Raw genomic sequence first — 22,805 nt, forward strand, 5'->3', positions numbered from 1 at the left:
TAGCTATTTCTACAGTCAAGTGAAAGCGAAAAAATATCACTTTTATTACATGACGTTATACGCCCTGATTTCATTTTACCGCTCACTTTTTTGTGGATGGCATAGTTCATGCTTATGTCATTACATTCAAGTCACTTGAATACACTTCACACCACTTTAAATAGGGCGGCAATCATGACACGACGTAAACAGGCGATACCTCTGTGCTGGGCAATGCTGTGTGCTGCCAGCGTATTCTCTGCTACTGCTCATAGCGCAGATTTGCTGGATCGCATTAAAACCGATAAGACGATGACCATTGCTACAGAAGCGCGTTATGCGCCGTTCGAGTCGGTAGAAAATGGCAAGATAGTGGGCTATGACGTTGATTTAATGAACCATATTTTGAATAAAAGCCTGCCGGGTGTGGCGGTCAAACAACTTGATTTACCTTTCCAGGGCATCTTGCCGGGTCTGGATGCCAAAAAATTCGATTTCGTCGTGACCGCCGTGACAGTGAACAAGCAGCGGATGGATCACTTCGCCTTTACCGTACCCATTGCCGAATCTACTGTAGCGTTGCTCAAACGTGATAATGACAGCTCGATCAGTACGTTAGAGGATCTGAGTGGCAAAATTGTCGGTTCACAAGCCGGTTCTGGTCAGCTTCAGGTGCTGCAAGAGTTTAACGAAAAACTGAAAGCCAGCGGCAAGCCGGGCCTCAAAGAGATCAAGCAGTACGTCTCCTTCGATGAAGCTTATGCCGATTTGGCCAACAAGCGCCTGGATGGTGTTGCCCAATCGTTGGCGAACCTTGGCCCATTAATCAAAACCCGCCCGGGTATTTTCACCACCTTGAAACCGATGTTGGGGCCAACTACCTATTTTGGCTGGGTCGGGCGTAAGGGCGACGACAGCGCCACCTTAGTCAAACTGTTCAGCGATGGCATCAGCGAGGCCAACCGTGACGGCACCATGAAAGCGTTACAGCAAAAATGGTTTGGCTTCGTGATGGATGTTCCCGCTGATCAGATGCCAGCCCCCAGTTTGTAAGAGGAGAGATTATGGCGGACTTTTTCCAGCGGCTGACGGCTTGGCTGCCGATGTTGATAGACGGCGCGCTGACTACCGCCTCGCTGTGTGTCGTCGCCATTGTGGCCGGTTTTTTTATCGGTGTGGTGATTTACCTGATGGAAAGCGGCCGCTCACGATTTGGCAGAGGATTCGCCCAGGTCTACATCAGCTTATTCCGTGGCACCCCGGTTTTGGCACAAGTGCTGTTGTGCTTCTACCTGCCGGGTGAACTGGGGGTGTCACTACCCGGTTATCTGGCTGCCGTATTGGCACTAACACTCAATACGGCAGCCTATCAGTCGCAGATCCTGCGCAGCGGTTTTGCCGCTATCCCGCCGGGGCAGCTAGAGGCGGCGGCAATGTGCGGGCTAAGTCCGCGCCAGACACTGTGGTATATCCAGATCCCACAAGTGCTGCGGTTGACCCTGCCATCACTGATTTCAGAGCTGATTGATGTCATCAAAGCTTCGGCGGTGGTGTCGGTGATCGCGATTACCGATTTGATGCGAGTAGGGCAGCAACTGGCATCAGCAACTTACCGGCCTTTAGAGGTCTATGTGGCGATTGCGTTGATGTATCTGGTGCTGACCAGCTTGCTGGCCCTGCTAGGCAGCTATGTTGAACGGCGCTGGCATAAGGAGACCCGATGAACGATCTCTTCCTTTATCTGCCTGATTTTGCTCGCGCATTAGGTGTCACACTGGGTATCAGCATGAGTGCGGCGATCATCGGGGCATGTGCGGGATTTATATTGCAAGCCCTCTGTCGCCACCACCTTTGGCTCTATTGGCCGTGGCGCACCTATGTGTGGATTATCCGTGGCACCCCCTATCTGGCACAGCTGGCGCTGTTCTATTTTGGCTTGCCCGCCATTGGCGTGACATTAACGGCGGTCGAAGCCACGGTGCTATCACTGGCCATCTACAGCTCGGCCTATTTTGGTGAAATCTTCCGCACGGCATGGAAAAGCATTGGGCAGGGGCAGTTGGAAGCAGCGCAAGTGCATGATATTTCAGCCTGGAAGAGTTTTTGGCACATTCAGACACCGCAAGCCCTGCGTTTTAGTCTGCCGCTATTAGGTAACCAATTTATTTTAACCATCAAAGAGAGCGCGGTGGCCTCCATTATCACCGTGCCTGAGCTGACCATGACCACCGGGCAAATAGTCGCGAATACCTATACCTACATTGTGCCCTATACCTTGTTGATCCTCAGTTATTGGCTGTTGGCGCAAGGCATCAGTGTCAGTGTGCGCTTACTTAGCCGTCAGGCCGTGGAGGGATAACATGATGAGTACTGGACCTATCATTGAATTACGTAATGTGGGCAAATCGTTCGCCGCCAATCGGGTACTGACGGGAGTTAATTTGACAGTCAATGCCGGCGAGATTGTCACCTTGATCGGCCCTTCCGGCTCAGGAAAAACCACCGCGTTACGCTGCATGAATTTTCTCGAAGCCTATGACGAAGGGGAGATTTTGATCAAGGGGCAGTTGCTGGGCTATAGCAGCGCGGGGCGCGAGCTGAAGCACCGCGACAGTGCGGCATTAATTGCCGAGGTGCGCCGCCCGCTGGCCATGGTGTTCCAGCAATTTAACCTGTGGCCCCATATGACGGTGCTGGAAAATGTCTGCGCGCCGTTGATGCTAGGCAAAAAACTACCACGGGAGCAAGCGCGCCAAAAAGCGGCCGCTGCACTGGCGCAGGTCGGGATGTCAGACAAAGCACAGGCCCGCCCATCACGTCTGTCCGGTGGACAGCAACAGCGAGTGGGGATCGCCCGAGCATTGGCCCTTGAGCCGGAATTACTGCTGCTGGACGAACCTACCTCCGCGCTTGATCCTGAGCGCGTCGAAGAGGTGCTCGATGTGATCAAAACTTTGGCAAACAACGGGATGACCATGGTGATGGTGACACATGAAATGTCATTTGCAGCCAAAATCTCCTCCCGCGTGGTATTTATGGCCGATGGCACCATTGTGGAGAGTGGTGCGCCTGCCACGATGTTCCGTCAACCACAAACCCCCCGCCTGCAAGCATTTCTGGCTCCGTGGTTTAAGCGCCCACTGCAACTGGATGAAACGGAGGTTGGCCATGCTTAATTCCGCAGGCTTACAGCTTGCCGGTCACATCAACCAGCAGCGCTTGATGACGCGATTGGCGCAACTGGCCGAATTTGGCGCACTGGCGAACGGTGGAGTGAACCGGCAGGCACTATCCACCGAGGAGTTGGATGCCAGGGCCTGGTTGATAGATTGGGCTTTGGCATTGGGCTGTGAAGTGATGACCGACGACTGCGCAAATCTGTTTATTCGCCGCGCGGGTCGCGAAGATTTACCACCAGTGGTCACCGGCAGTCATATTGATACGCAGCCATGTGGTGGCAACCTTGATGGCTGTTATGGCGTGATTGCAGGGATGGAGTGCCTGAGCGCATTGGTTCAGGCGGAGGTCACCACACTGCGCCCGATTGAAGTGGCTATTTGGATGAATGAAGAGGGGAGCCGTTTTTCCCCCGGTGCGATGGGATCGAGCGCCTTTGTGCAGCCGCAGCGGCTGTCAGATTACCTGAATAATCAGGACGCCCAAGGGGTTACGCTCCGGCAAGCGCTAGCGGACTGTCATCAACGTTTTCCACATCTCCCGCGACGCGCCACGGTGCCGATGGCGGCTTTTGTTGAGCTGCATATTGAGCAGGGGCCGGTGCTGGAGCAGGCCAATCAACCCTTAGCGGTGGTACAAGGGATTCAGGGAGTGCGCTGGTATCAGGTGAGCTGCCTGGGGCAATCAGCCCATGCAGGGACTACCCCGATGGCCGATCGCCAAGATGCCATGTCACTGGCGCGCCAAATAGTCGATCAGTTGGAAAAACAGGCCGCGACACTGCCGGCAGATCAATTACGACTGACCTTTGGGCGCTGGGAGGTGGAGCCAAATGCCATCAATACGATTGCCGGTCGTGCCACCTTTACTCTGGATTTTCGTCATGCTGATCCTGCGGTATTGGCGCAGTTTGATGGCTGGATGCAGCAGGTTGCCGCTGACAATGTGGTGGTTGAGTGCGTTTTCAGCCATCAGCCGGTGGCCTTCAATGCCCAACTGCTGACTCAACAATATGCCTGTGCGCAGGCGCTACAGATAGATACCGCGACCCTAACCTCCGGTGCATTCCATGATGCGATGCATCTGGCCACTCATTGCCCCACCAGTATGTTTTTCGTTCCTAGCCATAACGGCATCAGCCATAACCCGGCTGAATATACCGACCCTCAGTATCTGTATCTTGGCGCGAAGGCATTAGCCTGTTGCCTGACAGAACTGGCCAATCAACCCATAGGAGTCTCCCATGAGCACCCACACTTATCCTGCTTGCTGTGAAAAAGACAATGGTAGCGCGCTGGGCACCAATGCCACGTTATCTTCCCCGATCTCTGCCGACGGTACACCGGTCATTGGTGAGGTGTATACCGTGCCTGCCCGCTGTGGGCGGGCGGTGAAACTAAATAAAGGGCAGGTTATTCGCATTACCAATACTCCCGGAAGTCAGGTGTGTGACACTTGGCTCTTCAATAGCGCCGATCTGAGTGAGTTCTCATCAATGGAACATACGCGCGCATTTATTGATAAAATCATTCCACAGCCGGGAGATGCGCTGGTGACCAATCAGCGTCGTACCATTGGGACATTACTCACCGATACTTCGCCGGGTGTGCACGATACTCTGATTGCCGCTTGCGACCTTTATCGCTATAGCAATATGGGGATCACTGAATACCACGACAGTTGTGCCGATAATATGCGTCTGGCGCTAAATGCTATCGGTTTACGGGCGCGCGAAGTGCCGCAGCCCTTGAATCTGTGGATGAATATCCCCGTTAATCCGGATTACACGATCTCTTGGTTACCGACCGTGAGCAAAGCTGGGGATTACGTCGAGATCCGCGCCGAGCTAGATTGTATTGTGGTTATGTCTGCTTGCCCGCAAGACATTGTGCCAATCAATGGTTGTAACCCGCAGGATGTGCATTTTAGTGTGACCGAATAATCGGCCACTCTGCTTGCGCAGGTACAGATATCGATAATGTTGCCCGGCATGGATACGCCGGGCGTTTGAGCCTCTTTCAGCAGCAGATATCAACTTATGAAAAAAAACGGCGATAACGGCGGTTTTGTTTTATCTGATTTAGGGATGCGTTTACGCCATGCTCGTTTGGCGCAAGAGATCACGCTAAAACAGTTGGCGCAGAAAGTCGGCTGCTCAGAGAGTTTGCTCTCCAAACTGGAAAATGAGGTCGCATCGCCCTCCCTTGCCATGTTGCATCGGCTGGCGAGCGCACTGGAAACCAATATTTCAGATCTGATGGCAGAGAGCTGGGTGGCAGATTCGCCGGTATTGAAGCCAGAGCAGCGCATTCGTAAGCACTTTGTCCACCGAAATAAGCGCGGCGGTATTGCACTGGAGAATCTGACTCATCACCACAAAGGTGGGTTGCTACAGGGAAACATTCACATCATCGAGGCAGGTGTCGCCAGTGATGGGCAAATAGAGCACCATGGTGAGGAGATGGGCTATGTCCTGGAGGGGGAGATAGCACTCTATCTCGGCGAGGAGACCTATACTCTCAGTGTGGGCGATTCATTTTATTTTCCCAGTAATGTCCCCCACGGTTACCGCAATATCGGTGAGACCGCCGCGAGGGTGTTGTGGGTGAATACGCCCGTCACCTTCTAAAATCCCCGTTATCTTTCACGTTGCAGGTGTGTTGGCTGCCCTCGGTTACCCGAATCACTGACGGGTGTCAGCTCATCGGGATGCCCTCAGTTGCCGCCTTCCTGCACCACGAAATCTATAGGGGATTGCCTAATTCGATGGTCATCTTTCAGGTTACAGGTGTGTTGGCTGCCCTCGGTTACCCGAATCACTGACGGGTGTCAGCTCATCGGGATGCCCTCAGTTGCCGCCTTCCTGCACCACGAAATCTATAGGGGCCTGGTTTAGCCCCTATTGCCTCGTGCCGCAATAATGGCATCGGCAACATTGCGTGGTGCTTCGGCGTAGTGCTTGAACTCCATGGTGTAGGTTGCACGGCCTTGTGACATCGAGCGCAATACGGTGGAGTAACCGAACATTTCGGATAACGGCACTTCTGCGCGGATAATCTTCCCGCTGCCAATCATCTCCTCCATGCCCTGTACCATGCCACGGCGTGAAGAGAGATCACCCATCACGTTACCGGCGTACTCTTCCGGTGTTTCCACCTCGACGCTCATAATCGGCTCCAGAATCACTGGTGATGCTCGTTTGACCGCCTCTTTGAAGCCAAAGATCGCCGCCATTTTGAACGCCAGCTCAGATGAGTCGACCTCGTGATAGGAGCCGAATGTTAGGGTCACTTTCACATCTACCACCGGATAACCGGCTAAAACCCCGGTATTGGTGGCTTCGATCACCCCTTTTTCTACTGCGCCGATAAACTCACGGGGAACCACGCCGCCTTTGGTGGCATCGACAAAGGCAAAGCCGCTGCCCGCCGGCTGTGGCTCAAGGGTAAAGACCACATGACCATATTGCCCTTTACCACCGGATTGGCGAACAAATTTACCCTCCACATCGGTCACGGTTTTGCGCACTGTCTCACGATAGGTCACCTGCGGCTTACCGATATTGGCTTCCACCCCAAACTCGCGTTTCATGCGGTCGACAATGATCTCCAGATGTAACTCACCCATACCGGAGATAATGGTCTGGCCGGACTCTTCGTCAGTACGAATGCGGAACGACGGATCTTCCGAGGCCAGCCGTTGCAGCGCGATCCCCATCTTCTCCTGATCCGCTTTGGTCTTCGGCTCAATCGCCTGCGAAATCACCGGCTCAGGGAACTCCATGCGCACCAGTGTAATCACCGCATCTGGGTCACACAGGGTTTCACCGGTGGTAACATCCTTCAAACCGACACAGGCGGCGATATCACCGGCACGTATTTCGTCCACCTCGATCCGGGTATTGGCATGCATCTGGACGATACGACCAATACGCTCTTTCTTGCCGCGAATTGGGTTGTAAACGCTGTCGCCTTTGCGCAGTACACCAGAGTAGACGCGCACGAAAGTCAGCTGGCCGACATAGGGGTCGGTCATCAGTTTGAACGCCAGCGCCGAGAATTTCTCATTATCATCGGCCTGACGGCTCACTTCGTTGCCATCTTCATCGGTGCCACTGACCGGTGGAATATCCACTGGTGATGGCATCAGTTCAACCACGGCATCTAACATGCGCTGCACCCCTTTGTTTTTAAAGGCGCTGCCACACATCATCGGCTGGATTTCACCGGCAATAGTACGGATTCGCAGACCCAGGGTTATCTCATCCACGGTCAGATCGCCGCTCTCCAGATACTCTGTCATCAGCGCCTCAGAGGCTTCAGCCGCTTCAGCAACCATCTTCTCGCGCCACTCATTGGCGGTCGCCAGCAAGTTTTCTGGAATTGGCTCATAGCTGAAGGTCATGCCTTGCGAAGCTTCATCCCAGATAATGGCGCGCATCAGCCGCAGATCCACCACGCCGGTGAAGTGATCTTCACTGCCGATCGGGATTACGATCGGCACCGGATTGGCTTTCAGGCGATCAATCATCATCTGGCGCACGCGGAAGAAATCAGCACCGGGACGATCCATCTTGTTGACGAACGCCAGACGCGGCACCCGGTATTTATTGGCCTGACGCCAGACGGTTTCTGATTGCGGTTGTACGCCGCCGACCGCGTCATACACCATGACTGCACCGTCGAGTACCCGCATGGAGCGCTCCACCTCAATGGTGAAATCCACATGCCCAGGGGTGTCGATAATATTAATGCGGTGCTCCGGCAAGGTATGGTCCATCCCTTGCCAGAAGCAGGTCACGGCAGCCGATGTAATGGTAATGCCACGTTCCTGCTCCTGAGCCATCCAGTCGGTAGTTGCGCCGCCATCATGCACTTCACCCAGCTTATGACTAACGCCGGTGTAGAACAAAATACGCTCAGTGGTGGTGGTTTTACCGGCGTCGATGTGGGCTGAGATACCGATGTTGCGATAGCGCTCGATAGGAGTTTTACGTGCCATATGAAGTCCTTAGTAGATAATGGCAATTTCGGGGCGGGCGGTTTGATGCTCTGCCGGGAAGTTGTGTGGTTATGTGCCAGGTGATCCTTGATGATCACATGATCGCGATCAGTATAGTCTCATTGTACTAATATACACGTACAATTTAATTATGTGTTCTGAAAGTGTGCAATAATGGCGATAAGTCAGGGTTGGAGAGGATTTCAGCATGACACTAGAATTATGAGTAGGGTCGAGATGAAGTATAGGCTATATTGCCGCCGGCTAAGGGCCAGTCGATGTGGCCAAATCAGACCATGTGGGGGATATTTGCCCAAGGCTGTCGTTTATCAATAGGAACACTATGATTGCAAATCACCCTGAGCGTGAGCAGATCCGTTTGGAAAATGTGCTGACGGCTTTAGGTAATCCGCTGCGGTTAGCGGTGGTTCGTCGGCTAGCCGCCGGGGGCGAACACGCTTGTGGCACCTTGGTGCTGGGGCTATCTAAATCAACCCTGACCCATCATTGGCGTGTGTTGCGTGAAAGTGGCGTTATCTGGCAGCGGCCCTGCGGACGTGAGAGTTTATTATCACTGCGGCGTGAGGATATTGATGCCCGTTTCCCCGGGCTGTTGGCTGTGTTGCTGAGTGCAGTAGAGAATGATGCAACCACGGATGAGTCAACGGCGGCCGCATCTGTCGTTAAAATACAAAACGCCCGATGAAGTTCATCAGGCGTTTTAAGGCTGAAATGTGTCAACCTATATCAGGACTCGTCAACCAGTAGGGTGCTTAAAAAATATTCAAATTTTTATCTGAAATAACTGCCCTGGGTGATTTAATCAGCCCCAGTGAAACCACTGGGGCTGAATAGTAATCTTAACCGCAGCGATTACATCTTGATGCCTGAATCTGCTGGAAGAAGTCATTACCTTTATCATCAACTAAAATAAAGGCGGGGAAATCTTCCACTTCAATCTTCCAGATGGCTTCCATACCCAGTTCCGGATATTCCACACATTCCAGACTCTTAATACTATTTTGCGCCAATACCGCCGCAGGGCCGCCGATACTGCCCAGATAGAAGCCGCCATGTTTATGGCAGGCGTCGGTGACCTGTTGGCTGCGGTTACCTTTTGCCAGCATGATCATGCTGCCACCGTGGGATTGCAGCAGGTCGACGTAAGAGTCCATGCGACCTGCGGTGGTTGGCCCGAGTGATCCCGAAGCATAACCTTCCGGTGTTTTCGCCGGGCCTGCGTAGTAGATCGGATGATCTTTAATGTATTGCGGCAAGTCTTCGCCATTATCCAGCCGCTCTTTTAATTTGGCATGGGCAATGTCACGGCCAACAATAATAGTGCCGCTCAGTGACAGGCGGGTTGAGACCGGATACTGCGACAGCTCTTTTAATATTTCTGGCATCGGGCGGTTAAGGTCGATTTTAACTACTTTACCTTCGTTGCTCTGGCGCAGATGTTCTGGGATATATTTCCCCGGATTTTGCTCCAGTTTTTCCAGCCAGATGCCCTTGCGGTTAATTTTGCCTTTGATATTACGGTCGGCAGAGCAAGAGACCCCCATCCCGACAGGGCAGGATGCACCGTGGCGAGGGAGGCGCACTACGCGCACGTCATGAGCAAAGTATTTGCCGCCAAATTGCGCACCCAGCCCCAACTCTTGGGCGGCTTCCAGCAGCTCTTGCTCCAGCGCGATATCACGGAAAGCTTGCCCATGCTCATTCCCTTCCGTCGGCAGGCCATCATAATATTTGGTTGAGGCCAGTTTGACAGTTTTGAGGGTGCTTTCAGCGGAGGTGCCGCCGATAACAAAGGCGATATGGTAGGGCGGGCAAGCCGCAGTACCCAAGGTGCGCATTTTCTCAACCAGATACTCTTTCAACTTGCCCGGTGAGAGCAGTGCCTTGGTCTCCTGATACAGATAGGTTTTGTTCGCCGAACCGCCGCCTTTGGTGACGAACAGGAACTTATAATCCTCCCCTTCGGTGCTGTAGAGGTCGATCTGTGCTGGCAGGTTGGTGCCGGTGTTCACTTCCTTATACATATCCAGCGCTGCGTTTTGTGAGTAGCGCAGGTTATCTTCGATAAAGGTGTTATACACGCCACGAGATAGCGCTTCGGCATCATTGCCGCCAGTCCAGACGCGCTGGCCTTTTTTCCCCACGATAATCGCAGTGCCGGTATCCTGACAGGTCGGCAAAATCCCTTTGGCGGAGATTTCGGAGTTGCGCAGGAATTGTAGGGCTACGTATTTATCGTTTTCGCTAGCCTCTGGGTCATCCAAAATTGCGGCGACCTGTTTTTGGTGAGCGGGGCGAAGTAAGAAGGAGGCGTCGTGGAAAGCATGTTGGGCGAGGAGGGTCAGGGCTTCTGGCTCGACTTTCAGCATGTCGTGGCCTTCAAACTGTGCAACCGAGACGTGATTATTACTGACAAGGTAATACTCAGTATCATCTTCCGTTAGCGGGAAGGGATCCTGATAGTGGAACGGTTTGTTTGACATATTTTTCTCACATTCAACATCAGTTAGCGAAAGCGTTCGATAACAGAAACAATCGTTAGCAGAACCAAGCCGATATATTTTTAACTATGACTTTGGTCATGATCCTACTATAGATTGTGATGGTGACGCGATGGCTCCACCCTCTTTATAAAGGGTGGATCTCATTTTCCGCACTTATCGATGGCTCTGACAGCATCACAGTGGGAAACTGGCTGACCGCCATGATATATCGCTGCAATCAGCCCTCAATGCAGCACAAGTTGCGGTGAGTTACTCGGCATCCACATTCGAGATAACTTGTTCCACATCCTCCAGCGAGCCGATTTTCACTTCCCCAGTCCGGCACATTTTACTTTTATCAATCAATAAAATGGATTGTGTGGCGCGCTTAAGTAGCATGGTTTTGAATTCGGCGTTAAAGGGGTTTGAGTCCCACAAAATGCCATCAGTATCCATGCCCTCACAGGAGAAGATAAACAGATCAATCTCGATGGTTTTCAGCAGCGAAAAGAGCGCTGGATTCACGTAGCAGGCATATTTGCGCTGTAAGTGGCCGCCCGCACTTATCAATTCGATATTCTGATGTTTCGCCAACTCCTGACAAATCCGCACGCTGTTGGTAAACACCGTGATATCAATATCTGGCAGCTTTTTGGCTAAATACCAGCAGGTGGAGCTGGCATCCAGCGCAATCACCATCCCGCTTTCAATCAGTGACAGTGCATGGTCGGCAATGCTGGCTTTGCTGGAGAGGTGGCTTTTCAGCCGAGTGGTGAAGGGGTCGCCGCTATCTTTGGTTGCTCGCTTGATGCTTTTTGCGCGCCCATGCTGACGGATGATCAAGCCCTGAGCCTGTAACTCATTCAGATCACGGCGAATTGTTTCCTGACTGACCGCCAGCAAGCGGGCCAGATCGGCGGTCGTCAATGTCTCTTGCTGTTTGAGGTGTTGCAGAATTTCCTGGTGACGAGACGCTTTCATGATCCTCTCCGTCAGCAAAGCCATCTATTTCATACCAAAGAGTACCAACATGAAATAGATGGCTAAAGGGGTGAGGTTACGTGATCACTCGATTAAAAAACAGGCGTTACCCCCTTCTTTAGCAGAATATTGCCGTACTTGGCGGTCTCTCCTGTGATAACGATCGCAAATGCTTGCTGAGCACGTTGGTAAAACGCAAAGCGCTCAATGCGCTCTACGGGTAACGCCTTTTGAGTGCCAAACAGGGCGCGTAAATAGCGTCTCTCAACCGAGGCATCCAGTGTGTCGCCATCAACGGCGGCCATCATCACCAGTGGTGGTGCGTAACTGTCCAGTTCAAACAGTGGAATGGTGGCTTCCAGCAGTGCACTGACGGATAACCCATCAGCACGAATCACCTGCGGCCCGCCATTTCTACCCAAGGTATGGGCCGGAAAATGGGCGTCTGAGAAGATAATCTCATCACCGTGTCCCATTTCAGCCAAGGTTTTTAGCAGTTGTGGCGACAGCAACGGCGAGATGGTTTTAAGCATGACACTCTCCTTTCAAAGGCATAGTTTACAATGACATAGTTTCAAATGGCATAGTTTCGGCTATTAGGGCGGTGCTGGTGGTCAATGCCTGATAGAGCGGTTGTTGGTCACCCGGCTGATAATATTGGTAACGATAGTTGACCTGCGCCCGCGCCTCTTCAGCACTGGCGTAGTAACCGGCCGCGCACCAGGCAAACAGTGCCGCACCCAACACTGTTGTTTCGGCTTCATCAATCACTTTCACTGGCAAGTTGAGTACGTCAGCTTTGATCTGATTCCACAATGTATTGCGGCTACCCCCGCCGACCAGCAGCAACTCACGAGTGCGGAACTCACCAATTTTCTCCAGCACGGCCAGATTGTTTTTCAATTGCCAGGCCAGTCCTTCAAGTGCGGAACGATAAAAATGCCCACGCCCACTCGACAGTGATACCCCTTGCCAGCCGCCGGATAGAGGGTGGCGGCTGTTGCCCAGCAAGTTACAATCCATGCGCACGCCGTCAGCCCCCGGAGCTATCATCTCGGCTTCGGCAATCATCTGCTGGTAAACATCGGCACAGGCGGCATCATGCCAATACAGCTGCCGAACCCACTCCAGGACACCTGATGCCAGCCACTGCAAACCGGGGTTAAAGAGCTGTGGACAGCTGTCCAGTTCACAGGTGGAACCCGCAAACTGGGGCAGTAGGGCGGTGTTCACTTGCGGCGTACGCACCATTAGAATCTCCCAGGTGCCAGATGATAGCACCGGTTGATCTAGCTCGGCACCGGAACCAAATAGGGCGAACTGAGTGTCGTGACCGGCTGAGATGACCGGTATACCTGGTGGTAGCCCCAGTTCGGCGGCGCTGCCCGGCAGTAGCGGGCCGATGATTTCACCGGCAGCGACCATCGCTGGGAAGAGATCGGCGTGAATACCTATTTTTTGTAAAATTGCGCTGCTGAATTGTTCACGTTTCACATCCAGCAGTTGGCTGGTGCCCGCCATGGTGCGGTCGGTGGTAAATTCTCCGGTGAGGCGCTGGTTGATCAACGATGAAATAAAGAGCCAGGCATGGGCCTGCTCAACTAAATCGGGCCGGTTCTCTTGTAGCCAGATCAGCTTGTACAGCGTGTTGAAACTGAACTGACCAATGCCGGATATCTGCTGCAATTTTTCAGCCGAGATATAGCGGGCGATATCCTCCATCACCGCCACTGTGCGCGGGCACTTCCAGCTGATAATCGGGTAGAGCATATTGCCTTTGGCATCCACCAGTGCGCCATCTACGCCGAAGGTCGTCACCGTGACAGCATGGATCTTATCCTGCTGAATCTGTGGCAATAATTGGCGGCAACACTGGGCGAAACTGTGCAAGATGCCCTCCAGCGGCCATAACTGCCATTGCGGATTGGCCGGGTCGGGCAAACTCTGGTTAGGTAGCACCGCTTTAGCGACCACCACCCCATGGGGATCAACGGCAATCGCCCGAATATTGGTTGCGCCACAATCCAAAACAATGACCACATCGCGCTTCATAAATACTCCTGCTAACAGCAAGGATTGTTATTTGACTCAGGTGAGGCGCGTCCCCCACCTGAGTCAGGTCAGCTAACGTCATTCAAAAATCGCGGCTCACTGTTTTTTGTATAACGGGCCGTAATTCTGACAAGCGCGGTAATCCTGCCCTTCGATATCCATACCGTGTGCGCCCCAAGCCGTTGGCCGGTAAACACTCTCCTCTTCCACATTGTGCATACAGACCGGAATACGCAGCATTGATGCCAGTGTAATTAAGTCCGCACCCACGTGGCCGATAGTCAGCACTCCGTGGTTCGCGCCCCAATTTGCCATCACTGAATAGACATCGTTAAATGGCCCTTTACCGGTCAGACGCGGCGCAAACCAAGTGGTTGGCCAGCTTGAGTCGGTGCGCTTATCCAGGGTGTCATGAACTGATTTTGGCAACTCAACACTCCAGCCTTCGGCAATTTGCAACACTGGCCCGACACCTTTAATCAGGTTGATGCGGCTCATGGTAAATGGCACACCGCCACGGGTCAGGAAACGGGAGGAGAAGCCGCCGCCACGGAAATACTCATGGATCGCCGGGCACCATTCGGTGGCCGCCAGACAAGCATCGGCCTCTTGCTGACTGATTTGCCAGTGCGGCTTAATCGTCGGTTTACCTTGGGCATCATTTTGGCGGCAAGTGCCATCCAGTGCGGCTGAACCTGAGTTAATCAGGTGGATAATGCCGTGTTCAGCAACCCCCTCCAGTTGATGACCAGTGACCCGTTGCACCGCCTCGGGTGACCAGTAAGTGCGGACGTCGGCAAAGATCTGCGCGGTGCCCGTGAGGGTATGGCCAAATAGCATCGCCACGCCGTTCAGACTGTCATTTTCGGTGGCGATAACCATTGGCTCGCGCACCCCATTCCAGTCAAATGAGCTATTGAGCAAGGCTTCGGCGGTATCGCCATTGGGGTATTGATCTGTCCAGTGGCGTTGACCCTGGAAACCGGCGGCAATGGCGTTATAGCCCAGCGCCTCCTCACCAAAACCTTTAGCTGCCAGTGTTGGGTTGCCCTGCATCATGTCGCGAATACAGAGCGCCATTTGCAAACTTTCGCGCAGCACCGCACGGCTACTCTCTGCTGAACGGCGATACTGTTCGGCATTTTTATCCGGCCCATATTTGAAGTTGTTGTCCGCCCATGACAGTGCCAGTTCCAACTCTTGCTCATCATAGATTTTGTGATCAATGCGCCGACGCAGTTCGGTCATATCAACCGCCTGGACTTTCATCCCTAACCAAGACTCAAAGAAGTTGTGGTCAACGATAGAACCGGCAATCCCCATCGACACCCCGCCAAGGGAGAGATAACTTTTGCCTTTTAAGCTGGCAACCGCCAAACCTGCGCGGGTAAATCGCAGCAGTTTTTCCTGTACGTCGGCGGGGATGCGGGTGTCATTGGCATCTTGTACGTCATGACCATAAATGGAGAAAGCAGGCAACCCTTTCTGATTGTGTGCCGCCAGTGCCGCCGCCAGATAAACCGCGCCGGGGCGCTCAGTACCATTGAAGCCCCAAATGGCTTTCGGGCGGAACGGATCCATATCGATAGTTTCACTGCCGTAGCACCAGCAAGGTGTCACGGTGATGGTCAGCCCGATATTTTGGGCGCTGAACTTATCGTCACAGGCGGCAGACTCGGCCATTCCGGCAATACAGGTGTCGGCAATCACACATTCAACTGGCGTACCGCAAGGGTGACGCACCACTTCTTGCAGAAATTCCGCAGTGGCGCGGGCCATTTTCATGGTTTGCTCTTCCAGTGATTCACGGACACCCATTCTGCGTCCATCAATAACCGGGCGAATGCCAATTTTTGGTAACTTAATTGTTGTTTTCATCATTGATCCTTGTGTTCTTTAGCGAAATTTGATTTATCATTCGCCGATGGAGTTAATTCACCGGCGTAGTTTTGAATTTGGCGAAAATAAAGATAATGGCGAAGCAGAGTGCTGGAATAAGTTCAGCTGTCGGTATATTCCCCGCAGCATCACTGACCAGACCCATAATAGGGGTGACAATACCGCCACCGACAATGGTCATTACAATAATAGACGCACCATATTTTGTGTCTTGATTTAGGTTCTTAATCCCTAAAGAGAATATGGTCGGATATTGTATTGACATAAACATACTGCATAACGTGAGTGCTAATAATCCGATATGACCACCAAACGCGGCGGAGACAATACATAACAGCATCGAAATAAATGCATATGCTGCTAATACTTTCTCTGGCGCAAAGCGGGTAATTAACCAGGTGCCGCTGAATCTACCAATAAAGAAACAGACCATGGTCGCGGTGAGATAATTGGCTGCATAGCCAGGGGTGATATTCGGTAACTCTTCAATAGCATAGCGAATTAAATAACTCCAACATGCAGTTTGAGCGCCGACATAACAGAACTGTGCTAATACAGCCCAACGCCAATGAGTTATTTTTAATAAGCGCGGCAATGAAGAGAAGAATGATCCATTATGTGTATCGTCAGACTCACTTTTTATTGTGGGGAAGCGGGTGATAAGAATTAATAGCGCAACAAAAATGACCACCGCCACAATAATCAAATAGGGCAATTGAACCGCTTTTACCAGGCTATGGTGGTAGCTATTTAAATCCTCGGCCGACAATTTATCTAATACTTCCTGTGTCTGATGGGGAACATTGGAGAGTATTAAACTTTGTCCGAACACCACGGCAATAATGGCACCGAAGGAGTTAAAGGTCTGTGCCAGATTGATACGGAAATGCCCGGTCTCCTCCGGCCCCAATACAGTAACAAAGGGGTTGGCGGCAGTTTCAAGGCAACCTAAACCTGCGGCGATAATAAATAAGCCGATTAAAAACAAGGTGTAATTCATTGTTTCAGCGGCAGGCCAAAACAAAGCAGCACCAAAGGCGTAGAACAGCAATCCAGTAATGATCCCCGCTTTATAGCTGAATTTTTTCATCAAGATCCCTGCGGGGATGGGGATCAAAAAGTAGCCAAAATAGAAGGATGACTGAATCAATCCGGCTTGAAAATTGGTTAAGGTAAATGCCTGTTGAAACTGCGGTAATAAAATATCATTCAAGTTATTTGCTACTGCCCAAAGGAAGAACAGTGAGCACAGCAATGCAAAAGGAATCAGATATCTTTTTTTATTAGCCGACTCGTTACTTATCGAGGCGGAAATTTTGGTGCTATCTGTTTGTATGAGTATGTTTCCCATGGTGCCCTCGTCGGATGAAGTTGCACTTATTTAGCTATTTTTAACTATTTTTAACTATTCAATGAAACGTAATAATCGGCGAAAATCTTTTACTTAATGAATGATATTTTTGTTTCCCATGACTGATATGAGTCGCCGAGTGACAAATTTAAAATATCCTCATTGCGATAAGTTCCGTTATTTATAAGGTAAAAGATTCTAAAAAGTATGAGCTGAATCACATTGATAACTCAATGCTGATATTTTGTGATGATAGTCACTTTAAATAAAAGCATTTCATGACCGTTTGAAATGAATTGTGTTTCAAATACACAACTGCAATGACCGATTTTTCTATTTTCATCACAAACGGTCAATTCTTGAAGGCTAACTGCTTATTTAACCAATCAGCAGCGCCTTGACCGTTTAATTATATTGTTTTTCCAAACGGACATTTTATAAAAAAAGATAATCACGAAATGCCAGTTAAGTCATAAATAGTCATGACATGGCTCACATTTTTATATGATTTATTTTTAAGATTAATTAAATGAGCGAATGATATATCTCATATTAACCATCGTAATGTTCATTAGCTCGTATCTATTATTCAATTAATTTTATATTTAGGTATTCGTATCCTAAGAGAGGAACAAATGAAGAGAGAAGCACTGGCGCGCGATATTATCAATACTTGCCTGGAAATGACTCGCTTGGGCTTAAATCAGGGGACGGCCGGCAATGTTAGTGTGCGCTATCAGGATGGATTTCTGATTACACCATCCGGTATTGCTTACGACAAACTGACCGAGTCGCACATCGTTTATATCGATGCTAGCGGTCACCATGAAGCGGGCAAAGTTCCCTCCAGCGAGTGGCGTTTTCATCAGGCGGTCTATCAGACCCGGCCAGATGCGAATGCAGTGGTCCATAACCACTCTGTCCATTGCACGGCGGTTTCAATTCTTAACCGCCCAATTCCGGCGATTCACTACATGATTGCTGCCGCGGGCGGTGATGATATTCCTTGCGCCCCATACGCCACTTTTGGCACCAAAGCGCTGTCGGAGCATGTCGCGGTGGCGATGAAACACCGTAAGGCGACACTACTGCAACACCACGGTTTAATTGCCTGTGAGGAGAGTCTGGCTAAAGCGCTGTGGCTGGCCCATGAGGTAGAGGTGTTGGCAACACTGTTGTTGGCTATCTTGCCGATTGTCGATGAGGTTCCGGTGTTATCCAAAGAGGAGATCAGTGTGGTTTTGGAAAAATTCAAAACCTACGGTTTGCGCGTCGAAGAGTAGCTTTGAGGCCAAAAGAGGCGTTTTTGGGTAAAAATTAGTGGCGGTTAAAAACACCGAGGAGTCATCATGAACAGAATGATTTTAAATGAGATGTCGTGGTTTGGTCGTGGTTCACTGGCAGCACTGGCCGATGAAGTTGAGCGGCGTGGCTATCAAAAAGCGCTGGTGGTGACGGATAAAATGCTACTCGAATGTGGCGTCGCGACTCGCCTAATCAGTCGGTTGGAGCAGGCTGGCCTGGATTTTACGGTTTTTGATGCCGTCAAACCCAATCCCACCATCAACATGGTGCAGCAAGGGGTTGCCGCCTTTCGCCAAAGTGGGGCGGATTACCTGATAGCCCTGGGCGGTGGTTCACCGCAAGATACCTGCAAAGCCATCGGTATCATCATTAATAACCCTGAATTTGCTGATGTGCGCAGTCTGGAAGGGGTGGCCGACACCCACAATTCTAGTGTGCCGATTCTGGCTATCCCAACCACCGCCGGTACTGCGGCAGAGGTCACCATTAACTATGTGATTACCGACGAAGAGCGGCGGCGCAAATTTGTTTGTGTCGATCCCCATGCCATTCCGGCGGTGGCGTTTATTGATGCCGATATGATGGACAGTATGCCAGCCGCCCTTAAAGCGGCCACTGGCGTGGATGCCTTGACCCACGCGATCGAGGGCTACCTGACGAAAGGGGCGTGGGAGCTAACCGATGCCCTGCATCTTAAAGCCATTGAGGTCATCAGTCGCTCATTGCGCGCCTCGGTGCAAGGAGATGCGGCCGCAACCGAAGATATGGCACTGGGGCAGTATATTGCCGGCATGGGGTTTTCGAATGTGGGACTAGGGTTGGTGCATGGGATGGCGCACCCTTTGGGGGCGTTTTATAACATGCCCCATGGTGTCGCCAATGCCATCTTATTACCCTATATCATGCGCTATAACGCCGCTTATACCGGGGAACGTTTCCGCCAAATCGCTATGGCGATGGGGGTCGATAATGCGTTGAATTCGCCACTGGAACAGGTGCGGGAACAAACTATTCAGGCGGTAATTGCATTGAATCGTGATATTGGCATTCCAGCCTCCTTGAGCGCCGTAGGGATGCAGGCCGATGATATTCCGGCACTGGCCGCCGCTGCATTTGCTGATGTCTGTACCGGGGGAAATCCGCGTGAAGCCTCAGTTGATGAGATTATGGCGCTGTATCATCAAGCGTGCTGATTAGAACGGTTATCCATCACAAATTCATCATAAAGCCGTGAGGAGGGGGTAATCCTCATTGCTTTATTGATACCAAACAACTCCCGCACTACCCAAAAAGGGTAGGGTCATACTGGCGGGGGCGGTCTATTTATTATCCTAATTATAACAATTGGTGTAGTGGCACTCAGGTGCCGCTTCTGATCTCTCTTCCCCTCCCGCTGAATTACTCATTTTTTTGAATTAATCGGATTTCACCCATTGCGGGTGTCCTCCCTTTTCTGGAATGCAACCAAGTGGGAATCTTATGAAAGAGACCAACGAATCCCGACTGTTAACGGCAGAAGTCACGCGCCGCAAACTGGTCAAAACCACACTGGTCGGCGGCCTTGCCGTGGCAACAGGGGCATTTTCGCTACCCTTTTCCCGCACCGCTCAGGCTGTTCAATCTGCCATTAACCCCGCCACTGCTGATGATGGCAAAGTTGTCTGGAGTGCCTGCACGGTTAACTGCGGCAGTCGCTGCCCGCTGCGTATGCATGTGGTGGATGGCGAAATAAAATATGTCGAAACCGATAACACCGGTGATGATGATTTTGATGGGCTGCATCAGGTGCGAGCCTGTTTACGTGGTCGCTCGATGCGCCGACGGGTCTATAACCCAGACCGCCTGAAGTACCCGATGAAGCGCATTGGTGCGCGCGGAGAGGGTAAATTCAAGCGGATTTCGTGGGAGGAGGCGTATGACACTCTCGCCGCCAGCCTACAACACATCATCAAAGATTATGGTAACGAAGCTATTTATCTGAATTACGGCACAGGGACACTGGGCGGCACCATGACCCGCTCCTGGCCGCCGGGTTCAACCCTTATTGCGCGGCTGATGAATTGCTGTGGCGGCTACCTCAATCATTATGGTGACTACAGCACCGCGCAGATTGCCGCCGGTTTGAACTACACCTATGGTGGCTGGGCTGATGGCAACAGCCCGTCAGATATCGAAAACAGCAAGCTGGTGGTGCTGTTTGGCAACAACCCTGGTGAGACACGAATGAGTGGCGGTGGTGTCACCTATTATCTGGAGCAGGCGCGGGAAAAATCCAATGCCAAGATGATTGTGATTGACCCCCGTTATACTGATACCGCGGCGGGCCGTGAGGATGAGTGGATCCCACTGCGACCGGGCACTGATGCCGCACTCGCCTCTGCGCTGGCCCATGTGATGATCAGCGAAAATCTGGTCGATCAACCGTTCCTCGACCAATACTGCGTCGGTTATGACGAGAAAACCCTGCCGGAAAGTACGCCCAAAAATAGCCATTATAAAGCCTATATTTTGGGGCAGGGGGCCGATAAAACCGCCAAAACCCCGCAGTGGGCGGCCGCCATCACCGGCATTCCAGCTGCAAAAATCATTAAGTTGGGGCGCGAAATAGGTTCGGTCAAACCGGCTTATATCGCGCAGGGATGGGGGCCGCAGCGCCATGCCAACGGCGAAAACAGCAGCCGCGCCATTGCGATGCTAGCTATCCTGACCGGTAATGTGGGCATTAATGGCGGCAACTCCGGCGCGCGTGAAGGCTCTTATGGTTTGCCGTTTGTGCGGATGCCCACCTTGGAAAATCCCGTCAAAACCAGTATTTCCATGTTCTTGTGGACAGATGCCATTGAGCGTGGCCCGGAGATGACCGCCACCCGTGATGGTGTGCGGGGCAAAGATAAGCTGGATGTGCCAATTAAGTTTATCTGGAACTACGCCAGTAACTGCCTGATTAATCAGCATGCTGAAATCAACCGCACCCATGACATTCTGCAAGATGATAAGAAATGCGAAATGATTGTGGTAATCGATAACCACATGACCTCGTCGGCTAAGTACGCCGATATTATCTTGCCCGATTGCACCGCCTCCGAGCAGATGGATTTCTGCCTCGATGCCTCCAGTGGCAACATGGCGTATGTGATTTTTGCTGATCAGGTGATCAAACCGCGCTTTGAGTGTAAAAACATCTATGAAATGACCAGTGAACTGGCAAAACGCATGGGGGTCGAGGCGCAATTTACCGAAGGGCGCACACAGGAGGGGTGGTTACGTCACCTCTACCAGCAGTCGCAGCAAGTGATCCCTGAGCTGCCCTCTTTCGAGACGTTCCGCGAACAGGGCATCTTTAAAAAGCGCGATCCGGCGGGTCACCATGTGGCTTACCAAGCTTTCCGCGCTGATCCTGTGGCCAATCCACTCACCACTCCCTCGGGCAAAATTGAGATCTATTCCGCTGCGTTGGCACAGATTGCCGCCACTTGGGAGCTGCAACCCGATGACGTTATCGATCCACTGCCGGTCTATGCCGCCGGTTTTGAGAGCTTTGACGACCCGCTTAATCAGCAATACCCGTTGCAGCTCACGGGCTTCCACTACAAAGCCAGAACTCACTCCACTTACGGCAATGTTGATGTGCTGAAAGCCTCCTGCCGCCAGGAGATGTGGATTAACCCGATAGATGCCGGAGAGCGCGAGATCAAAAACGGCGATATGGTGCGGATCTTTAATGGGCGTGGTGAAGTGCAAATCAATGCCAAAGTGACGCCACGTATGATGCCGGGGGTGGTCGCACTGGGTGAGGGGGCGTGGTATAGCCCGGATGAGAAGCGCATTGATCGGGCGGGCAGTATCAACGTCTTGACCACGCAGCGCCCTTCTCCATTGGCGAAAGGGAACCCCTCCCACACCAACCTCGTTCAAGTCAGCAAGGCATAAGGAGCTAACAGATGACGCAATATGGTTTTTACATCGACTCCAGCCGTTGCACTGGGTGCAAAACTTGCGAGCTGGCTTGTAAGGATTTCAAAAACTTATCCACTGACGTCAGCTTTCGCCGCATCTACGAGTATGCCGGTGGTGATTGGCAGCAGGATAATGGCGCATGGCATCAGAATGTGTTCGCTTACTATCTCTCCATCGCCTGTAACCACTGTAGTGATCCGGCCTGTACCAAGGTCTGCCCGAGTGGTGCTATGCATAAGCGGGATGATGGTTTTGTGGTGGTGAACGAAGACATTTGTATCGGTTGCCGCTACTGCCATATGGCTTGCCCTTACGGCGCGCCGCAGTATGACGAAACAAAAGGGCATATGACCAAGTGTGACGGCTGCTACGAGCGCGTCGCCGCCGGTAAAAAGCCGATTTGTGTCGACTCCTGCCCACTGCGAGCGCTGGATATGGCGCCGATCGATGAACTGCGTGAGAAGTATGGCGAGTTGGCTGAGGTCGCGCCACTGCCCGCCGCCCATTTCACGCTGCCCAATATTGTCGTGAAACCGAATGCCAACAGCCGCCCGGTCAGAGATACCACCGGTCATCTGGCAAATCCGAAGGAGGTATAA

Annotated in this window: 19 protein-coding genes; 12 read left to right on the forward strand and 7 right to left on the reverse strand. The window is 51.9% G+C overall.

Features of this window, described 5'->3' with window-relative positions:
• Nucleotides 1-174 precede the first annotated feature (174 nt).
• The 7 genes from HRK25_RS10395 (at nt 175) to HRK25_RS10425 (ending at nt 5,785) form a co-directional block, all read left to right on the forward strand.
• Nucleotides 175-1,032, forward strand: a complete 858-nt coding sequence (locus HRK25_RS10395; protein ID WP_032897787.1) for a transporter substrate-binding domain-containing protein — start codon at nt 175-177, stop codon at nt 1,030-1,032.
• A gap of 11 nt (nt 1,033-1,043) precedes the next feature.
• Nucleotides 1,044-1,703: an amino acid ABC transporter permease gene (locus tag HRK25_RS10400; RefSeq protein ID WP_005274076.1), complete on the forward strand. Its 660-nt coding sequence runs from the start codon at nt 1,044-1,046 to the stop codon at nt 1,701-1,703.
• Nucleotides 1,700-2,338: an amino acid ABC transporter permease gene (locus HRK25_RS10405; RefSeq protein WP_032897783.1), complete on the forward strand. Its 639-nt coding sequence runs from the start codon at nt 1,700-1,702 to the stop codon at nt 2,336-2,338. The genes HRK25_RS10400 and HRK25_RS10405 overlap by 4 nt, the downstream gene beginning before the upstream one ends.
• Before the next feature lies 1 nt (nt 2,339).
• Nucleotides 2,340-3,155: an amino acid ABC transporter ATP-binding protein gene (locus HRK25_RS10410; RefSeq protein ID WP_005274070.1), complete on the forward strand. Its 816-nt coding sequence runs from the start codon at nt 2,340-2,342 to the stop codon at nt 3,153-3,155.
• A complete protein-coding gene (locus tag HRK25_RS10415) occupies nt 3,148-4,431 on the forward strand; it encodes a M20 family metallo-hydrolase (RefSeq protein ID WP_032897781.1) in 1,284 nt (427 codons plus the stop codon). Before HRK25_RS10410 ends, HRK25_RS10415 begins: the two co-directional genes overlap by 8 nt.
• Complete coding sequence (locus tag HRK25_RS10420) at nt 4,400-5,098, forward strand: DUF1989 domain-containing protein (protein ID WP_032897778.1); 699 nt, start codon at nt 4,400-4,402, stop codon at nt 5,096-5,098. The genes HRK25_RS10415 and HRK25_RS10420 overlap by 32 nt, the downstream gene beginning before the upstream one ends.
• A 96-nt stretch (nt 5,099-5,194) precedes the next feature.
• The gene (locus HRK25_RS10425; protein ID WP_005274061.1) at nt 5,195-5,785 is read left to right on the forward strand and encodes a cupin domain-containing protein; all 591 of its coding nucleotides are present in this window, start codon (nt 5,195-5,197) and stop codon (nt 5,783-5,785) included.
• A gap of 263 nt (nt 5,786-6,048) precedes the next feature.
• On the opposite strand, the gene fusA is transcribed toward HRK25_RS10425, so the two are convergent.
• Entirely contained in the window at nt 6,049-8,157 is a 2,109-nt protein-coding gene (fusA, locus tag HRK25_RS10430; protein WP_005274058.1) for an elongation factor G, read from the reverse strand.
• Between the two features lie 343 nt (nt 8,158-8,500).
• On the opposite strand from fusA, the gene HRK25_RS10435 reads away from it, so the two are divergent.
• Entirely contained in the window at nt 8,501-8,863 is a 363-nt protein-coding gene (locus HRK25_RS10435; protein ID WP_005274056.1) for an ArsR/SmtB family transcription factor, read from the forward strand.
• A gap of 154 nt (nt 8,864-9,017) precedes the next feature.
• On the opposite strand, the gene fumA is transcribed toward HRK25_RS10435, so the two are convergent.
• From fumA to fucP, 6 genes are all read right to left on the reverse strand, one after another.
• Nucleotides 9,018-10,661 (reverse strand): class I fumarate hydratase FumA, encoded by a 1,644-nt coding sequence (gene fumA / locus HRK25_RS10440; RefSeq protein ID WP_005274053.1) that lies wholly within the window; start codon nt 10,659-10,661, stop codon nt 9,018-9,020.
• 270 nt (nt 10,662-10,931) lie between these two features.
• A complete protein-coding gene (gene fucR / locus HRK25_RS10445; RefSeq protein WP_032897775.1) occupies nt 10,932-11,642 on the reverse strand; it encodes an L-fucose operon activator in 711 nt (236 codons plus the stop codon).
• A 92-nt stretch (nt 11,643-11,734) separates the two neighbouring features.
• On the reverse strand, nt 11,735-12,175 hold the full coding sequence (fucU, locus tag HRK25_RS10450) for an L-fucose mutarotase (protein WP_005274044.1): 441 nt from the start codon (nt 12,173-12,175) through the stop codon (nt 11,735-11,737).
• A gap of 25 nt (nt 12,176-12,200) precedes the next feature.
• Nucleotides 12,201-13,694, reverse strand: a complete 1,494-nt coding sequence (gene fucK, locus HRK25_RS10455; protein ID WP_005274041.1) for an L-fuculokinase — start codon at nt 13,692-13,694, stop codon at nt 12,201-12,203.
• A gap of 96 nt (nt 13,695-13,790) precedes the next feature.
• A complete protein-coding gene (fucI, locus tag HRK25_RS10460) occupies nt 13,791-15,572 on the reverse strand; it encodes an L-fucose isomerase (protein WP_032897773.1) in 1,782 nt (593 codons plus the stop codon).
• 52 nt (nt 15,573-15,624) lie between these two features.
• Complete coding sequence (fucP, locus tag HRK25_RS10465) at nt 15,625-16,944, reverse strand: L-fucose:H+ symporter permease (RefSeq protein ID WP_005274037.1); 1,320 nt, start codon at nt 16,942-16,944, stop codon at nt 15,625-15,627.
• Between the two features lie 635 nt (nt 16,945-17,579).
• Between fucP and HRK25_RS10470 the strand changes: the two genes are divergently transcribed.
• The 4 genes from HRK25_RS10470 to HRK25_RS10485 all read left to right on the forward strand — a co-directional run bounded on the left by HRK25_RS10470 (nt 17,580) and on the right by HRK25_RS10485 (nt 22,805).
• Nucleotides 17,580-18,227 carry an L-fuculose-phosphate aldolase gene (locus HRK25_RS10470; protein ID WP_005274033.1) on the forward strand — a complete coding sequence of 216 codons (648 nt, stop codon included), beginning with the start codon at nt 17,580-17,582 and terminating at the stop codon, nt 18,225-18,227.
• Between the two features lie 66 nt (nt 18,228-18,293).
• Nucleotides 18,294-19,442: a lactaldehyde reductase gene (gene fucO / locus HRK25_RS10475; RefSeq protein WP_081444618.1), complete on the forward strand. Its 1,149-nt coding sequence runs from the start codon at nt 18,294-18,296 to the stop codon at nt 19,440-19,442.
• Nucleotides 19,443-19,728: 286 nt separating this feature from the next.
• Nucleotides 19,729-22,179 carry a dimethylsulfoxide reductase subunit A gene (dmsA, locus tag HRK25_RS10480; RefSeq protein WP_005274028.1) on the forward strand — a complete coding sequence of 817 codons (2,451 nt, stop codon included), beginning with the start codon at nt 19,729-19,731 and terminating at the stop codon, nt 22,177-22,179.
• 11 nt (nt 22,180-22,190) lie between these two features.
• Nucleotides 22,191-22,805, forward strand: coding sequence for a DMSO/selenate family reductase complex B subunit (locus HRK25_RS10485; RefSeq protein ID WP_005274026.1), 615 nt, complete (start codon nt 22,191-22,193; stop codon nt 22,803-22,805).

This window comes from Yersinia bercovieri ATCC 43970, from assembly GCF_013282745.1.
Lineage (GTDB): Bacteria > Pseudomonadota > Gammaproteobacteria > Enterobacterales > Enterobacteriaceae > Yersinia > Yersinia bercovieri.

Coding starts and splice junctions, on each gene's coding strand:
- HRK25_RS10395 (WP_032897787.1), top strand. CDS start 175: ATGACACGACGTAAACAGGCGATACCTCTGTGCTGGGCAATGCTGTGT.
- HRK25_RS10400 (WP_005274076.1), top strand. CDS start 1,044: ATGGCGGACTTTTTCCAGCGGCTGACGGCTTGGCTGCCGATGTTGATA.
- HRK25_RS10405 (WP_032897783.1), top strand. CDS start 1,700: ATGAACGATCTCTTCCTTTATCTGCCTGATTTTGCTCGCGCATTAGGT.
- HRK25_RS10410 (WP_005274070.1), top strand. CDS start 2,340: ATGATGAGTACTGGACCTATCATTGAATTACGTAATGTGGGCAAATCG.
- HRK25_RS10415 (WP_032897781.1), top strand. CDS start 3,148: ATGCTTAATTCCGCAGGCTTACAGCTTGCCGGTCACATCAACCAGCAG.
- HRK25_RS10420 (WP_032897778.1), top strand. CDS start 4,400: ATGAGCACCCACACTTATCCTGCTTGCTGTGAAAAAGACAATGGTAGC.
- HRK25_RS10425 (WP_005274061.1), top strand. CDS start 5,195: ATGAAAAAAAACGGCGATAACGGCGGTTTTGTTTTATCTGATTTAGGG.
- fusA (WP_005274058.1), bottom strand. CDS start 8,157: ATGGCACGTAAAACTCCTATCGAGCGCTATCGCAACATCGGTATCTCA.
- HRK25_RS10435 (WP_005274056.1), top strand. CDS start 8,501: ATGATTGCAAATCACCCTGAGCGTGAGCAGATCCGTTTGGAAAATGTG.
- fumA (WP_005274053.1), bottom strand. CDS start 10,661: ATGTCAAACAAACCGTTCCACTATCAGGATCCCTTCCCGCTAACGGAA.
- fucR (WP_032897775.1), bottom strand. CDS start 11,642: ATGAAAGCGTCTCGTCACCAGGAAATTCTGCAACACCTCAAACAGCAA.
- fucU (WP_005274044.1), bottom strand. CDS start 12,175: ATGCTTAAAACCATCTCGCCGTTGCTGTCGCCACAACTGCTAAAAACC.
- fucK (WP_005274041.1), bottom strand. CDS start 13,694: ATGAAGCGCGATGTGGTCATTGTTTTGGATTGTGGCGCAACCAATATT.
- fucI (WP_032897773.1), bottom strand. CDS start 15,572: ATGAAAACAACAATTAAGTTACCAAAAATTGGCATTCGCCCGGTTATT.
- fucP (WP_005274037.1), bottom strand. CDS start 16,944: ATGGGAAACATACTCATACAAACAGATAGCACCAAAATTTCCGCCTCG.
- HRK25_RS10470 (WP_005274033.1), top strand. CDS start 17,580: ATGAAGAGAGAAGCACTGGCGCGCGATATTATCAATACTTGCCTGGAA.
- fucO (WP_081444618.1), top strand. CDS start 18,294: ATGAACAGAATGATTTTAAATGAGATGTCGTGGTTTGGTCGTGGTTCA.
- dmsA (WP_005274028.1), top strand. CDS start 19,729: ATGAAAGAGACCAACGAATCCCGACTGTTAACGGCAGAAGTCACGCGC.
- HRK25_RS10485 (WP_005274026.1), top strand. CDS start 22,191: ATGACGCAATATGGTTTTTACATCGACTCCAGCCGTTGCACTGGGTGC.